The organism is Paenibacillus algorifonticola (assembly GCF_000971975.1).
In the GTDB taxonomy this organism is placed as follows: Bacteria; Bacillota; Bacilli; order Paenibacillales; family Paenibacillaceae; genus Pristimantibacillus; species Pristimantibacillus algorifonticola.
The window spans coordinates 21,676-36,637 of record NZ_KQ040782.1 but is presented as its reverse complement, the minus strand read 5'-3'; the positions used below and the strand labels follow the sequence as shown (position 1 = coordinate 36,637).

The following is a 14,962-nucleotide window of genomic DNA, read 5'->3' as shown; positions in this document are numbered from 1 at the left end:
TCATAAACGGGGATGAAATAAAATCGTTTGAACGTTTAAGCCAACCAGCTGCTGCTGGTTGGCTTTCGCAATATAAAGTCCGCTATACCGGATGGGAAATTTAAATTTCCATGACTTAAATCGACACTTCAATCGACAGCGTAGTTGACGTCATGCTATGCTTACAGGCATAATATTAGAAAACTCGGAAAATGCGCGAAGGGGAGTCCCGCAGGGCTCATTTCGGAAAGGGATGTTCATGGGCATAGAGCAGTTAATTGAAAAGGCATCGGCCTATATGAAGGAACAGGACTTATTACGCATAAGGGAAGCCTATCATTTTGCAGATCAGGCTCATCATGGACAAGTGCGGAAATCAGGCGAACCTTACATTTTACATCCGATTGCCGTAGCAGATATATTGGTGGATATGCAGATGGATGTGCTGTCCATTATTACAGCTTTACTGCATGATGTGGTTGAGGATACGACAGTCGATTTGGAGACGGTACGGGCGAAATTCGGCGAAACCTGCGCGATGCTGGTTGACGGACTGACGAAGCTGGAGAAAATCCGTTTTCGTTCCAAGGAAGAGCAGCAAAACGAAAATTATCGAAAAATGTTTGTAGCGATGGCGCAGGATATTCGCGTTATTTTGATTAAGCTCGCCGATCGCCTGCACAATATGCGGACGCTGAAATTCCAGTCGGAGGAGGCGCAGCGGCGCATTGCGTATGAGACGCTGGAAATTTTTTGCCCCATTGCGCATCGGCTCGGTATTTCCGCGATTAAGTGGGAGATGGAGGATATTGCGCTTCGGTATTTGAATCCGCAGCAATATTATCGCATCGCCAACTTGATGAAGAAAAAACGGGCGGAGCGCGAGCAGTTTATTGCCGACGTTATTGACCGCATTGAAGAGAAGCTTGGTGAGATGGGCATTGAAGGCGATATTTCCGGTCGCCCGAAGCATTTGTACAGCATTTACAAAAAGATGACCGACCGCAACAAGCAGTTTAATGAGATTTATGATCTCATGGCGATTCGGATTATTGTCGAAAACATTAAAGATTGTTATGCGACTTTAGGCATTATCCACACGCTGTGGAAGCCGATGCCAGGGCGGTTCAAAGATTATATCGCGATGCCGAAGGCGAATATGTACCAGTCGCTGCATACGACGGTTGTAGGGCCGAATGGCGAGCCGACCGAAGTGCAAATTCGGACATGGGATATGCATCGTACATCAGAATATGGGATTGCGGCGCATTGGGCGTACAAGGAAGGCACGGTCGTGCCAAACCGCAATTTTGAAGATAAAATGTCTTGGTTCCGCGAAATATTGGAGCTGCAAAATGACGCTCGCGACGCATCGGAGTTTATGGAATCGCTGAAAATGGATTTCTTCTCCGATCTCGTATTTGTATTTACGCCGAGCGGTGAAGTGATTGAGCTGCCGGCCGGCTCTGTGCCGCTGGATTTTGCTTACCGCATTCACACCGAGGTCGGCAACCGCACGATTGGCGCCAAGGTGAACGGCCGTATTGTGCCGCTGGACCATAAGCTCAAAACCGGTGATATTATTGAAATTCTCACCTCCAAGCATTCGTATGGACCGAGCCAGGATTGGGTGAAAATCGCACAATCGTCGCATGCCCGCAGCAAAATCAGGCAGTGGTTCAAGAAGGAGCAGCGCGAGGAAAATGTGGCGAAGGGCCGCGAGGCTGTCGAGCGCGAGCTCAAGCGCCTTGGACTAGAGCCTTCGGCTTGGCTGACTGAGGACAAGCTGCAGGAGGTTGCGTCGAAGTTCTCGTTTAACGATGTGGAGGACATGCTGTCGGGCGTTAACTTTGGCGGCGTTACCGCTGCGCAGATTTGCACCCGTCTAACGGAGAAGCTGCGTAAGGAAGCTGAGAAGAACAACACAATTGAAATCGGTACAGATAAAGATGCCAAATCGGGTGGCAGTCGCAAAATTCGGCAAAACCATGGCGTTACGGTACGAGGCATCGATAATTTGCTCGTTCGCTTCGCCCGCTGCTGCAACCCGGTGCCTGGCGACGCCATCATTGGCTATATTACGCGTGGCCGCGGCGTCTCGGTGCATCGTATGGATTGCCAGAACATTCCGTTCGGCATGGACGGAGAGGAAGCTGATCGCGTCATTGAGGTAGAGTGGGAAGAATCTGTCGAGGCCAATTACAGCGTCGATATTGAAATTACCGGCCATGACCGCAACGGTCTGCTCAATGAAGTGCTGCAGGCCGTATCCGGCAGCAAGACGAATATATCAGCAGTGACCGGACGTTCCGTGAAAAATAAAATGGTCATGATTCATATGACCGTGCTGATCAAGAACATTGAGCATCTCTCTTCTGTCGTGGAGAAGATTAAGCGGGTTCAGGATATTTATTCCGTCCAGAGGATTATGAATAGCTGAGTTTGCGTTAAAAGCCTGAGTGTGGGGAAGGTCGGGGGGACGCTGCGTGAAAGGTTTGGGTTTCGGTCGCTATTGCTCCTGAATTTCATCGAATTTACCGCTGCACGGTAGAAATTCAGGAGCAAAAGCGAACGCTGCGCTCCTCTATCCCAAACCTTTCACTCCGCTCTCCCCCTCCTTTTCCCTGAAAAGGTTTTAAAAGCAAGATTAGCTATTACCCGTAGGCAGCAGCTAAAGATAAAAAACCATGACTACACCTGATTAAACAATTATGGTGCAGTTAAACTGGTAAACATTTAATACGCTCGCTTCTTAAATAAGTATGAAGCATGAGCATAGGGATGGCGGCGTACGTAGCCGCCTTCTTCTTTTTTGAGGGAGGATGGGAAAGTATGAAGGTTGTCATTCAGAGAAGCAAGCAGGCGAGCGTGACCGTCGAAGGGGAAGTAACAGGGGCGATCAACTTCGGATATGTGCTGCTCGTTGGCATTACCCATGAGGATACAGAAGCAGATATCAAATGGATGGCCGATAAAGTTGCGGGCCTGCGTATTTTTGAGGATGAGGACGGCAAAATGAATTTGTCCATCGTCGATACGGGAGGCGCGATTTTGTCCGTATCGCAATTCACATTGTATGGTGACAGCCGTAAGGGAAGGCGGCCGAACTTTATGGCTGCTGCGCGCCCAGAGCAGGCAGAGCCGCTATATGAGCAGTTCAATGCGTATCTTCGTCAGCAGCATGGACTGCAAGTGGAGACGGGGCGTTTTGGCGCTATGATGGACGTGTCGCTCGTCAATTGGGGCCCTGTCACATTGATTTTGGACAGTAAGGATTAGAGCGGGAGGCAAGGCTTGCATTCGTAAAGGTATATCATTTCGGACTAAAAAAACCATTAGCTGATTCATTCATTAAGCAAACGGGGAGTCGATATGTGGTACTTTTTAGCGTAACCAAGTTAAAGTTCGTATGTTATAATGAAAAAAAACATGCCAGAATTCATAAAATGAATCCACTGGTGAAGGAGGATAAAAATGTATAATTTTATTGCCCCTCCAGTAGAACCACAACAGTAGAATCTACTGTCGAGGTATCGACATGAAGTTTGATCGTACTTTTCCATAGATTCTACTGTATGCAAGGGCAGACTATATCTTGTCGGTCTTACCATCATATTAGTAGAAAGCGGGAAAAAAATTGAAAGAAAAAATATATTTTGTTTTGTCTATGGTGATTTTCGGTGCAGTTGGCGTTTTTGCAAAGTATATCGATTTGAGTTCAATTGAAATAGCATTATTCATGAGTCTGATTGGCGGATTGTTATGGTTAGGAATCTCCACCATAACCAAGAATAAAGTATCTTGGCCTAACATAAAAAAGAATACTCTTGTATTATTACTTGCAAGCATCGCCTTGAGCGGAAATTGGGTCTTTCTCTTTCAGTCTTATAAGGAAACAACAATCGCTAATGCCGCTTTAAGTTACTATTTCGCTCCTGTTTTGGTAATAGCGATGTCACCTATTGTGCTTAAAGAAAAGCTCTCTCTAAAAAAATGTTTATGTGCCTTTGCTGCCCTTTTCGGGTTGATTTTAATTTTACAGAGCGCGAGAAACGGTGCAGACGGCAATCATTTAATGGGTATCGTATATGGACTTATAGCGGCAACTTTTTATGCCATCCTGACTTTGGCCAACAAATTTATTAGGAATCTGAATGGAATGGAAATCACGATTACACAACTATTATTATCATCGATATTGTTGATTCCTTCCCTTTTTATTACTCAAGAGAAATCAGGATTATATCAGTTATCAGGCCATACCGTTATCCTTATTTTGATACTGGGTATCCTGCATGCAGGTGTGGGGTTCTACTTATTCTTTTCCGGAATGAAAGGGCTAAGTGGTCAAAGCATCGCTATATTAAGTTATGTAGATCCCCTAGCATCATTATTGATTTCAGCACTTGTGATAGGCGAAAGTATGACGTTATTTCAAATATTCGGCGCTATCCTGCTACTGGGATCAACATTTATTAGTGAAGTAAGCATAAAAATAAAATATCCTTATAGAACTAAAAATGAATAACCTCTCATTTTATTGAAGTCAATAGGGATCGTTGCAAAAATGTTCCTTTTTGTATACCTATACAAACTAAAATCAGCCTTGCTCACTCGTTAATACGAGTAAGCAAGGCTTTCATGATGACCTCAACCCTTACTTGTTTTCCACATTCGCGGCGACTTGCCTTTTAATTTCACCAAATAATTCCTCTTTAGTTAAATCGTTTATCTTATCAATTGGAGCTAATTCGATCTGTTCAGTCTGAAAGTGGATCGTATCGTTATCTTCAGTAGTTAAAGCCAGCTCCTTGTTTTCTGTATTTACTTTCAATGCAGCGTTACCAGTAGAATCCACTTCTACTTGAAAAGGTACTGAAGAGGGGCCGAATACATCCTTCGTCTGTGCTTTTTTCAAAAACAGTACATACGTTTTATCAAAATAGGGTTTGCTGTAGTTGGGCGAATTGAGCGACGCTTCATATTCGACGTCGTCTACCATATGTTTTAATAGAAGGGTATGGGGAATGGATACATTAATCGTCCCTTCAACATCACCTTACAAAGATTCATCCACTGCAAACGAAGAGACTTCGCTAAGATGGTTTTCCCCCATGTCCCAATTCTCAATAAACTTCTCGTTGAGAACCAATAGTATTAAGGCTGTGCCGTTCAGTAAAGATTTTTTTCTCATATTCTAATTCTCCCTTTTTTGATTTTTATTATAAATAACTCAACTTCATAGCATTTTCTTTAAAAGTCTGAGCACTTTAAGGACACGGTTACATACGGATAGGTCGTAGCATTATGACGATCAAAAAACAGAATATGTTTCATTTTTTGGATTTAAATTCAAAAAAATGAGATGTGAAAAGTTCAAGGTGTATTTTCGCAGCAGCATGGACAACAAGGAATGGAGCGGAAAGCAAGGTGAGGAACAGGGGAAGCAATAGTACTAATAATGAAGATTAGTGCGGATGCCTTCTGGATACAATAGGGGAGAGAATGGGCGCGCTTAGAGCTTTCGGCAGCGATTGGCCGCGGCTGGGTGCCTGTTTATTTTGTACCGGAGGCGAATGAATGCATGCATCAATCCCGCAAGGAGCAAGGGCTGGAGCGGATTAGCCGCAAGCTGCTTCATGCCGATCGGCATGAAGCCATCAGGCTGTCACAGCTGGAGGAAGACATGGAAGCGGCAGAGGAATGGGCAGGCTTTCCGTCTGCTGCTGGCAAGCGAAGCAACTTAAAGGACGCGTAGTAAGGAGCACAGTGGAAGTAGGAAGTCCGCGCAGCAAGGAGATGGAAGCAGGGACAATTCAGCGCTAGAAGCCATAAGCTGAAAGCTTGTCCGCACATGCTGGCGCAAAAGCAGGGGAAAGGTCGAAATAGCACAAAATAAAACGCTTTCTAAACTGTAATGTTTCTGTAATCAAACGATAACGCTATTTTAACATCGCAAGCTTATAATAAACTTCGACCCCCTTTTTTAAAATATAATTTACTTTTGGACCTGCAATGTGATTGCAGGTTTTTTTCTGTCTTCTGGCGACCATAGGGAGGCAAGGGGCAACGAGGCAGCTGACAAGGCGAATCGCATCTTGACTTTCTGATCAGCGCCAAGTAAAATGAAGCATCAGCACCATTCACTATAATGATTTCATGATGGAACAAAGTAATCCATGCGCATATATGCAGAGAGGAATGCCTTAGGCTGCAAGCATTCTTATAATGGCGGGATGAACAGACTTTCCGGAGAACAGACGGTGAACGTCAGCTAGCTTGGGCCTAGCCCTTGGCAAGCGATTGTTTCAGTAGCCGTATGCGGGTGACGGGCGTTAACCGTCTTCAAGCGAGCTTCTGCCTTCCGGCAGCTGCCTCGGAATGTGGGTGGTACCACGGGAGCTATACTCTCGTCCCTGACAGCAATATTTGCTGTTCAGGGGCGGGAGTTTTTTTGCTTTAAATATAAGGCTTTAATAAGTTACATACTTACCACTGGCTTATATTTCACCGCAAAATGAGCCCTGCCGTCATCACACGGCGAGTGCTGTTTTGCTTGTTTTTATGTTTTTAAGCAGCAGGTCAGGAGGAAAATGACATGGCATTTCAAAAATTACCGGGAACGCAGGACATGCTGCCGGGCTCAATCGACAGCTGGCAGTTCGTCGAGCAGAAGGCGCGCGAAATATGCCGCCGCTTTAATTTTCGCGAAATTCGCACGCCAATCTTCGAAGCGACCGAGCTGTTTCAGCGCGGTGTAGGCGAAACAACGGACGTTGTGGAGAAAGAGATGTATACGTTCACGGATCGCGGCAATCGCAGCGTAACGCTGCGTCCAGAGGGCACAGCCGGTGTCGTTCGGGCGTTCGTTGAAAATAAACTGTATGGCGAGCCTGATCTGACGAAACTGTATTACATCGGCCCTATGTTCCGCTATGAGCGCCAGCAAGCGGGGCGTTACCGCCAGTTTCACCAGTTCGGCGTTGAGGCGATGGGCTCGGTGAATCCGGCGCTTGATGCCGAGGTTATCGCTTTGGGCTATACGTTTTATACCGAGGTTGGCCTTAAAGGGGTACGCGTCGAAATCAATTCCGTCGGAACGCCGGAAGTAAGGCTTGCCTTCCGCGAGCGCCTGCTTGCTTTCCTTGAACCGAAGCGGGAGCTGCTGTGCAAAGATTGCCAGTCGCGTATGGACCGCAACCCGCTTCGCGTGCTGGACTGCAAAGTCGACCAGAAGCATTTTGAAGGCGCTCCGTCGATTTTGGACAGTCTGGATGAAGAATGCACAACGCATTTTGAAAAGGTTAAAGCTTACTTGACGGCCATGAATATTCCGTTCGAAGTGAATTCGAAGCTGGTGCGCGGACTGGATTATTACACGCATACCGCTTTTGAATATAAAGCGGAAGGCATCGGTGCCATCGATACGATTGGCGGCGGCGGCCGCTACAATGGGCTCGTTGCTGAAATTGGCGGCCCGGATCAGCCGGGCGTTGGTCTTGGCCTCGGTCTGGAGCGGACGATTTTGCTGCTTGAGCATCAGAAGACGGAAGGCATCAAGGAAGCGAGCCAGGTCGACGTTTACGTCATCAGCCTTGGCGAGGCAGCAGAGCGTGAGGCGACTAAGATCGTACATGAGCTGCGTGCAGCAGGCTTGCGCGCTGACCGTGACTACACGGACCGCAAGATGAAGGCGCAGATGAAGTCAGCGGATCGCTTCAAAGCACGTTTTACCGCCATTCTCGGCGATGACGAGCTGGAGCGCGGCGAAATTGCCCTGAAAAATATGGAAAGCGGCGAGCAGCGCACCGTAGCCATCCGCGAGCTGGCAGCAGCGATTCAAGCTTAGAGACTGCGACGAAATAAAGTACCGCACCGGGTACTAATTTCCTCGCAGCTCCTTAGTTCACTAAATTTTTTAAATAAAAGGAGCACATCCATTATGTTGAAAACACATCCATGCGGAAAATTAACAAAAAGCGATATTGGACAAACGGTCATTTTGAACGGCTGGGTACAGCGTCGTCGTGACCTAGGCGGCGTATTGTTTATTGATCTTCGCGACCGTACAGGTATCGTTCAAACGGTATTTAACCCAGATTTTTCCGGCGATGCGCTGGCGATCGCTGACCGTGCCCGCAACGAGTTCGTACTTGCTGTTCAAGGCACAGTCGTTGAGCGTGATCCCGAGACCGTTAACGCGAACCTGGAAACAGGCGAAATAGAAGTGCGCGTTGAAAAAATCGAAATTATGAACGCGGCAAAAACACCGCCATTCCCAATCGAAGACGGTGTCGAAGTTGACGAGTCGCTGCGTTTGAAATACCGCTACCTCGATTTGCGCCGTCCGGAAATGCAAAAAACATTGCTGCTCCGTTCGAAAGCAGCGAAAATTTTCCGCGACTTCCTCGACGGAGAAGGCTTTATTGACGTAGAAACGCCAATTTTGACAAAAAGCTCACCGGAAGGCGCCCGCGATTATTTGGTGCCGAGCCGCGTGCATGAAGGCGAATTTTTTGCCCTGCCGCAATCGCCGCAAATTTTCAAGCAATTGCTAATGGTCGGCGGCATTGAGCGTTATTATCAAATCGCTCGCTGCTTCCGCGATGAGGATCTTCGTGCAGACCGTCAGCCTGAGTTCACGCAAGTCGATATCGAAACATCCTTCCTGTCGCAGGATCAATTGCTGAACATGATGGAGCAGCTTGCTGCGAAATTGTTCCGTGAGACGGTAGGCGTGGAGCTTGCGCTTCCGTTCCAGCGCATTACGTATGAAGATGCAATCAACAAATATGGCTCCGATAAGCCAGACCTGCGCTTCGGCATGGAAATTCAGGATATTACCGATATTGTAGCGACAAGCGAAGTGAAGGTATTCGCAAGTGTAGCAGCATCCGGCGGCGTCGTGAAGGCGTTCAACGCTAAAGGCTGTGGCGGCTGGAGCCGTAAAGAGCTTGATGATCTGCAGCCGTTCGCTGCTCGCTATGGCGGTAAAGGCTTGGCTTGGATTACGGTGAAGGATGGCGAATGGCGCGGCCCAATCGTGAAGTTCCTCAAACCGGAGGAAATAGCGGCATTGACTGAGCGTTTGCAAGTAGAAGATGGCGACTTGCTCACATTCTCTGCTGACAAGAAAAAAGTCGTTGTAGATGTAATGGGCAACCTGCGCCTGAAAGTGGGCCGCGAGCTTGGCCTGATCGACGACACTAAATTTAAGTTTGTATGGGTCGTAGACTTCCCGCTGCTGGGCTGGGATGAGGATGCGCAGCGTTATGTTGCCGAGCATCATCCGTTCACACGTCCACATGAGGATGATCTGCACCTGTTTGATACAGATCCAGGCAAAATCCGGGCACAAGCTTATGATATCGTCCTGAACGGCTATGAAGTAGGCGGCGGCTCGATGCGTATTTACAAGCGTGAAGTACAGGAGAAAATGTTCAATGCGCTCGGTTTGTCCTCAGAAACAGCACAACAGAACTTCGGATACCTGCTCGATGCTTTTGAATTCGGTACGCCTCCACATGGCGGAATCGCCTTCGGCTTCGACCGTCTCATTATGCTGCTGGCGGGCCGCACGAACCTGCGTGAAACGATTGCATTCCCGAAAACAGCGAACGCAACCGACCTGCTGTGCAATGCGCCGTCCGAGGTCGAGCTGTCGCAATTAGAGCAGCTTCATATCCGCACAGTGCCTAAGCCTGCGAAACAGCCTGCGCCAGTGGGAGCAGCACCAGAAGCACCTCAAGCTTAATGGAGTGGGCGGGTGTAACAGCCCGCCTTCCCATCATCTTGATGCATGGAATAGATAACGGAAGGGACGGCGATTTTAGATGCTGCACCAATTTTCACGCACGGAGCTGGCGATTGGGCCGGAAGGCCTTGAGCTGATGAAAGGAAGTACGGTAGCGGTGCTCGGTATCGGCGGCGTAGGCGGCATTGCTGCTGAGGCGCTGGCCCGTACGGGTATTGGCCGTATTATTTTGGTCGATAAAGACGTTGTTGATATTACGAACGTCAATCGCCAAATCCATGCGCTTACGACGACCGTTGGCGAGCCGAAGGCAGACTTGATGCGCGACCGCATTAAGCTCATTAACCCGGAGTGCGATGCGGTATCGCTTCGTATGTTTTATACGGAAGAGACGTATGAGAAGTTTTTTGAATACCCGATTGATTATGTGATCGATGCTTCAGATACGATTTCGTACAAAATCCATTTGATCAAGCAGTGTCTGGAGCGCAAAATTCCGATTATTTCGAGCATGGGCGCCGCTAACAAAATGGACCCAACGAAATTTGAAGTGGTGGATATTTCCAAAACCCACACCGATCCCATTGCCCGCGTCGTGCGCCAGAAGCTGCGCAAGGAAGGCATTAATAAAGGCGTGAAGGTCGTGTTTTCCTCGGAGACGCCGAAGAAGCCGCGTCAAGATGTGACGCAGCGCATCGTGCCCGAGAACGTGCCGGAAATCCGCAAAGCACAGCAGCCGCCAGCGAGCAACGCATTTGTTCCTCCAGTAGCGGGGCTGATTATGGTCAGCGTCGTCGTGCAGGATCTGCTGGCGAAGGCAGATATTACGGTATAAATAATCTTGGCTTACAAGCCAAAGACAATAAACCAGAGCTGATGTGCATAGGCATATCATCGGCTCTGGTTTTTTTCTTGGACGCGCATGCTTATTTCTGAAACTCCTTTGGCGTAAAGCCCGTCATTTGCTTGAAGATGCGGCTGAAATAAAATTGGTCGCTGTAGCCGACCTGCTCACCAACCTCCTTGACGGAGAGATGAGAATGATTGCGAAGCAAATATTTCGCTTCGTTGATACGCAGCGACATTAAGTAGCGGGAAGGGGGCTCCTCCGTATGCTTAATAAAAATTTTGCTCAAGTAGGAGGCGGTAAAATTGAAGCTGCGGGCAATTTGCTCCAGGCTGAGATCCTCGCTGTAATGCTCGCGCATGAAGCCTTGTACCATTTGCACCAATTCCTCCGTATCTGCTCCGCTTGGCTGAAGGCTTTTCATCTGGGTTTTAAAATCAGTCCGTTCCGCCTCGATTAGCGTCTTTACGCGATTGTATACCCGCGCAAGCTCAGTGGTTGCAATCGGCTTCAGCAAATATTCAATGACATTGAATTGAATCGCCTGCCGTGCATATTCAAAGTCGGCAAAGCCGCTTGTTATGATTTTGCGCATGCGCGGATAATAGCGGTGGATGGACTGGATGAGCTCAATGCCATCCATGACGGGCATCCGAATATCGGTAATGAGCAAATCCGGCTGCTCCCGGTTCACAAGCTCGAGCGCTTCTTTGCCATCCTGGGCGGAGCCGACAATTTGAATGGCCTGATCCAGACCTTCGAGCTTGCGCACCAGCGTACCTCGGATGATGTCCTCGTCTTCGGCAATAACGACTTTAATGACGTTTGCTTGGGCCATAAGCGAATGCCTCCTTTTGCCTGGCTATAGTTTGCCGCCGATCATAATAGCTGCCCCTCCTTCGGGACGATTGTGAATCTGAAATACGGCTGCATCTCCGTATGTGAGCTTCATCCGAATATAAATGTTCAGCAGCCCCATGCCGCCTAGCTTGAGCACGGGAACGACATGCGTCGCATCAACCTCGCGAATGCGCGCAAATAAATGCGCCAGGCTTTCCTCGGAAAAGCCGGGGCCGTTATCCGCCACCTCCAGCCGCCACTCGCCTCCTTCTATTTTGCCGGATAGGTGAATATGCCATGGCGGCTCGTGCTGCGTCCCGAACTTCAGCGCATTTTCCACAAGCGGCTGCACGACCAGCTTGGGGATGCGCAGCTCCAGCATGCGCTCGTCCACCTCCATTTCATAATGGAGCTTCTGACCGAAGCGAATCTGGTTAATATCCAGAAACTTACCTGTATGCAGCAGCTCATCCTGCAAGCTCACAATGGCTGCGTCCGTGGAGAAATATCGCAGGAAGTCGGACATATTTTCAGTCATCGCAACAATTTGCTCATTCATATTTTCTTCGGCCATCGCATGAATGGTAGCGAGTGTGTTATACAGGAAATGCGGGTTCATCTGGGATTGCAGCGCAACCAGCTTCGCCTGCATTTCCTGCGACTGGGACAGCAGCAAATCGTCCATCGATTCCTTCAGCCGCGAGCTCATGCGAACAAAGGAGACGTGCAGCTGATCCAGCTCATTGAGCCCGCTGCCGAGGGTCTGGGCAGCCACTCTGCCAGTTCCGAGATCCTCCAGCCGCATGCTGCGGATGGAACGGTGGATTTTCAAAATGGGATACGTAATCCGTTTGGATGCTGCATAGGAAAGCATGATCGCAAACAACAAAATGAAAAAGGCGACAAGGACAGTCTGCTTGGCGAAGGCGAATACAGGTGCGAGCAGCTTGCTCTCGGACACGATAATGAGCGTATTCCAGCCAGTCAGCTCGGAGCGGTGCAGCGACAATAGCTCCTTTGCCCGCGTATTTGGATTAACGAAGGACAAATAGCTGCCCTTGCCTTGCGTCTGCGGCAGGCTTTGGCCAGCCGTCAAGCTGGCGTAAGCCGCATAGTGCTGCTTATCCGCCTGCAGGGGATAAATCATATCGCCATTGTCATTGTATACGAGCACCTGTGCACCATAAGGATTATCACCCGTAAAAGCAAGCATGCTGCTGAAAATTCGATTGTAATATTGCTTCACTTCAACAATGCCTGTCGGATCATTATAATTGTCATAAAACTGGCGGAACAACGACACCGAATATTGCATGTCACTAGATGAAATATAACGGGACATTTCCTCGTCGGGAACGGGCAGCGAAATGATTTTGCCATTTTGCATCGCTAATACCGCTTTAAACCAAGGCTTGGACGCTGGATCGTAAGTGCGCTCGCCATTGTCAAAGCCATTGCCATACATTTTGTTTTTAAAATCATACAAATACAGCTGCTCCACCGGGCGCGAAGGGCCAATAGCCGCGGTCAAAATTTCAGCCAGCGCTTTGGCATTTTCAACCGAGTGGGCTTCCGGAACGCTCTGAACCGAGCCATTGCCGATGCTGCCCGAAAGGCCTATATTTTGTTTATTGCTTTCACTATCGCTATCATCTCCCGTCTGAGTTTGATCGGGCAGCTCCGAGGTGTAACGTTTGAAATGATTTTTGACCAAATTAGAGTACATGACATTGAGCGAAACATCATTCATTTTTTGAATTTCCGAATCGATATGCTCTTGCATCGAGCGGCCCATGCTGGCTAGCGAATCTGTTGCATTTTGCTTGAGCAGGTCAGAGGACCAAAGGCAAAGCCATACGACTAGTACGGTAAACACGATGAAAATAATAAGAGAGTAAGTGGAGAAGAGAACGGCTTGAATCGTTTTGAATTTAGTAAGCATCGCTACCTCCAGCAGTTCACGCGCACCGTTGTTGCTTTTATTCTGCTGCTAGGCGTGCATTTTGTCAAAGACTTTTTGTAAGCGCTTAATAATCATTTGACGAGTGGTAAAATAAGTGCATAAAACGCCCCCGTTTTATCCATGGCACATCAAAAAGCGGAAATCTATAATGGGGAAGCAGGGAATGAAAACGCATACATCTGGTCATTCAACATTAAAGGGGAGCGATATTATGAAAAAATCGATGTGGATGTTAACGGTTATTGCTTTGGTTGCCATTATAGCTGCAGGCTGTGGAGGCGGCAATACGGGCTCTAGTGGAAATTCAGCATCCCCGGCAGGCAGCACAAACAGCGGCACAGGCAGTACGAGTGGCACAAAGCAAAATATTACGCTTACCTATTTGGCCAGCCAAGGCTGGATAAAGGATGCTGAAATGCAGCTTGCGAAAAAATTTGAAGCCGAGACCGGCATTCGGATCGACTATCAAATTGTTCCTTCTGATCAATATTTCAATGTGCTCAAAACAAAGCTGAATGCTGGCGAGGCTACCGACCTGTTTGGCGGACAAAGCGGCAAAAGCGAAATCAGCCTCAACTATAACGTCGAGAAAAATGCCGTTGATTTAAGCGCGGAAGAATGGGTGAAGCGCGAGGACCCGCTCAGCATTGAGCAGTTGACGCTGAACGGCAAAGTATATGCCCAGACGATCTGGGATACGGGAAGCAGCTTCGTTATTGCTTACAATAAAAAGATTTTTGAAGAGCATGGCCTCTCCATTCCAAAAACGTATGAGGAGTTCAAGGCGCTGTCCCAAAAGCTGCTGGATGCCGGTATTACACCGCTGTATGAACCGATTGCCGACGGCTGGCATCATGTCCTTTGGTTTGCCGAGCCGGGACCGCGCTACGATGAAGTAACGCCGGGCTTGTACGACGATTTGAATGCCAATAAGAAAAAGTTTGTGGACGATCCTACGATGAAGCTGGCCCTTGATCAGCTAAAGGAAATGTATGATCTTGGTTTTATGGGCGACAATGCGTTTTCTGATACGGGAGCGGATTCCGCGGTTAAAATGGCAAGTGGGAAATATGCGATGACCCTTGCAGCACAAAGCATCGTTAATGATATCGAGAAGGCAGACCCTAATGTCAAAGCGGATCAATTCGGCTATTTTGTCATTCCGCTGGCGGACAATCAAATTTATTACATCAATCCAGGCGGTCCAAGCAAATTTATTTATTCCGGCTCGAAGCATATTGACGAAGCAAAGCAGTATCTTGCGTATTTGGCGCAGCCTGAAAACCTGCAGTATATGCTCGACAATGACCCGACGATCTCTAACCTGAACTTCCCAGGACTCAAGGATAAATACAATGAAGAGCAGAAGAAGCTGATGGCAACGTATACGAAAAAAGGGACTGACATTCAGGACTACGTGAACTATGTCAATCCGCAGTGGATGGATATGGGCAAAGATCTTGTGGCCATGATGGGTAACGCTATGACATCGGAAGATGTGCTGAAAAGCATCGATAAGCGCCGCGCCGATATGGCAAATGTGGCCAAAGACCCGGCATGGGCGAAATAGGAGGCGGCT

Annotated in this window: 12 protein-coding genes; 8 read left to right on the top strand and 4 right to left on the bottom strand. The window is 48.2% G+C overall.

The features are described from left to right. Nucleotides 1–238: 238 nt before the first annotated feature. From WH37_RS04315 to WH37_RS04305, 3 genes are all read left to right on the top strand, one after another. Nucleotides 239–2,419 (top strand): RelA/SpoT family protein, encoded by a 2,181-nt coding sequence (locus WH37_RS04315; RefSeq protein WP_046229345.1) that lies wholly within the window; start codon nucleotides 239–241, stop codon nucleotides 2,417–2,419. A 392-nt stretch (nucleotides 2,420–2,811) separates the two neighbouring features. Further along, a complete protein-coding gene (gene dtd / locus WH37_RS04310; protein ID WP_046229344.1) occupies nucleotides 2,812–3,258 on the top strand; it encodes a D-aminoacyl-tRNA deacylase in 447 nt (148 codons plus the stop codon). 358 nt (nucleotides 3,259–3,616) lie between these two features. Continuing rightward, nucleotides 3,617–4,507, top strand: a complete 891-nt coding sequence (locus WH37_RS04305) for a DMT family transporter (RefSeq protein WP_046229343.1) — start codon at nucleotides 3,617–3,619, stop codon at nucleotides 4,505–4,507. A 129-nt stretch (nucleotides 4,508–4,636) separates the two neighbouring features. On the opposite strand, the gene WH37_RS04300 is transcribed toward WH37_RS04305, so the two are convergent. Both WH37_RS04300 and WH37_RS36980 read right to left on the bottom strand, forming a co-directional pair. Further along, the gene (locus WH37_RS04300; RefSeq protein WP_143088442.1) at nucleotides 4,637–4,897 is read right to left on the bottom strand and encodes a hypothetical protein; all 261 of its coding nucleotides are present in this window, start codon (nucleotides 4,895–4,897) and stop codon (nucleotides 4,637–4,639) included. Nucleotides 4,898–5,038: 141 nt separating this feature from the next. Beyond that, nucleotides 5,039–5,173, bottom strand: a complete 135-nt coding sequence (locus WH37_RS36980; protein WP_269431269.1) for a hypothetical protein — start codon at nucleotides 5,171–5,173, stop codon at nucleotides 5,039–5,041. Between the two features lie 390 nt (nucleotides 5,174–5,563). On the opposite strand from WH37_RS36980, the gene WH37_RS35930 reads away from it, so the two are divergent. The 4 genes from WH37_RS35930 (at nucleotide 5,564) to WH37_RS04285 (ending at nucleotide 10,568) form a co-directional block, all read left to right on the top strand. Continuing rightward, nucleotides 5,564–5,737: a hypothetical protein gene (locus tag WH37_RS35930; protein WP_177217926.1), complete on the top strand. Its 174-nt coding sequence runs from the start codon at nucleotides 5,564–5,566 to the stop codon at nucleotides 5,735–5,737. A gap of 840 nt (nucleotides 5,738–6,577) precedes the next feature. Beyond that, a complete protein-coding gene (hisS, locus tag WH37_RS04295; protein ID WP_046229341.1) occupies nucleotides 6,578–7,828 on the top strand; it encodes a histidine--tRNA ligase in 1,251 nt (416 codons plus the stop codon). 93 nt (nucleotides 7,829–7,921) lie between these two features. Then, nucleotides 7,922–9,733 (top strand): aspartate--tRNA ligase, encoded by a 1,812-nt coding sequence (aspS, locus tag WH37_RS04290; RefSeq protein WP_177217925.1) that lies wholly within the window; start codon nucleotides 7,922–7,924, stop codon nucleotides 9,731–9,733. Nucleotides 9,734–9,812: 79 nt separating this feature from the next. Beyond that, entirely contained in the window at nucleotides 9,813–10,568 is a 756-nt protein-coding gene (locus WH37_RS04285; protein ID WP_046229339.1) for a tRNA threonylcarbamoyladenosine dehydratase, read from the top strand. A gap of 91 nt (nucleotides 10,569–10,659) precedes the next feature. Here the strand turns inward: WH37_RS04285 and WH37_RS04280 are convergent, their stop codons facing one another. Together WH37_RS04280 and WH37_RS04275 are read right to left on the bottom strand one after the other, a co-directional pair. Then, a complete protein-coding gene (locus WH37_RS04280) occupies nucleotides 10,660–11,418 on the bottom strand; it encodes a response regulator transcription factor (RefSeq protein ID WP_046229338.1) in 759 nt (252 codons plus the stop codon). A gap of 24 nt (nucleotides 11,419–11,442) precedes the next feature. Beyond that, a complete protein-coding gene (locus WH37_RS04275) occupies nucleotides 11,443–13,362 on the bottom strand; it encodes a cache domain-containing sensor histidine kinase (RefSeq protein WP_046229337.1) in 1,920 nt (639 codons plus the stop codon). A gap of 232 nt (nucleotides 13,363–13,594) precedes the next feature. On the opposite strand from WH37_RS04275, the gene WH37_RS04270 reads away from it, so the two are divergent. Beyond that, nucleotides 13,595–14,953, top strand: a complete 1,359-nt coding sequence (locus tag WH37_RS04270) for an ABC transporter substrate-binding protein (protein WP_046229447.1) — start codon at nucleotides 13,595–13,597, stop codon at nucleotides 14,951–14,953. Nucleotides 14,954–14,962 lie beyond the last annotated feature (9 nt).

Excerpts from the sequence above, each read along its gene's own strand:
- WH37_RS04315 (WP_046229345.1), top strand. The coding sequence starts at position 239 with ATGGGCATAGAGCAGTTAATTGAAAAGGCATCGGCCTATATGAAGGAA.
- dtd (WP_046229344.1), top strand. The coding sequence starts at position 2,812 with ATGAAGGTTGTCATTCAGAGAAGCAAGCAGGCGAGCGTGACCGTCGAA.
- WH37_RS36980 (WP_269431269.1), bottom strand. The coding sequence starts at position 5,173 with ATGAGAAAAAAATCTTTACTGAACGGCACAGCCTTAATACTATTGGTT.
- WH37_RS35930 (WP_177217926.1), top strand. The coding sequence starts at position 5,564 with ATGCATCAATCCCGCAAGGAGCAAGGGCTGGAGCGGATTAGCCGCAAG.
- hisS (WP_046229341.1), top strand. The coding sequence starts at position 6,578 with ATGGCATTTCAAAAATTACCGGGAACGCAGGACATGCTGCCGGGCTCA.
- aspS (WP_177217925.1), top strand. The coding sequence starts at position 7,922 with ATGTTGAAAACACATCCATGCGGAAAATTAACAAAAAGCGATATTGGA.
- WH37_RS04285 (WP_046229339.1), top strand. The coding sequence starts at position 9,813 with ATGCTGCACCAATTTTCACGCACGGAGCTGGCGATTGGGCCGGAAGGC.
- WH37_RS04280 (WP_046229338.1), bottom strand. The coding sequence starts at position 11,418 with ATGGCCCAAGCAAACGTCATTAAAGTCGTTATTGCCGAAGACGAGGAC.
- WH37_RS04275 (WP_046229337.1), bottom strand. The coding sequence starts at position 13,362 with ATGCTTACTAAATTCAAAACGATTCAAGCCGTTCTCTTCTCCACTTAC.
- WH37_RS04270 (WP_046229447.1), top strand. The coding sequence starts at position 13,595 with ATGAAAAAATCGATGTGGATGTTAACGGTTATTGCTTTGGTTGCCATT.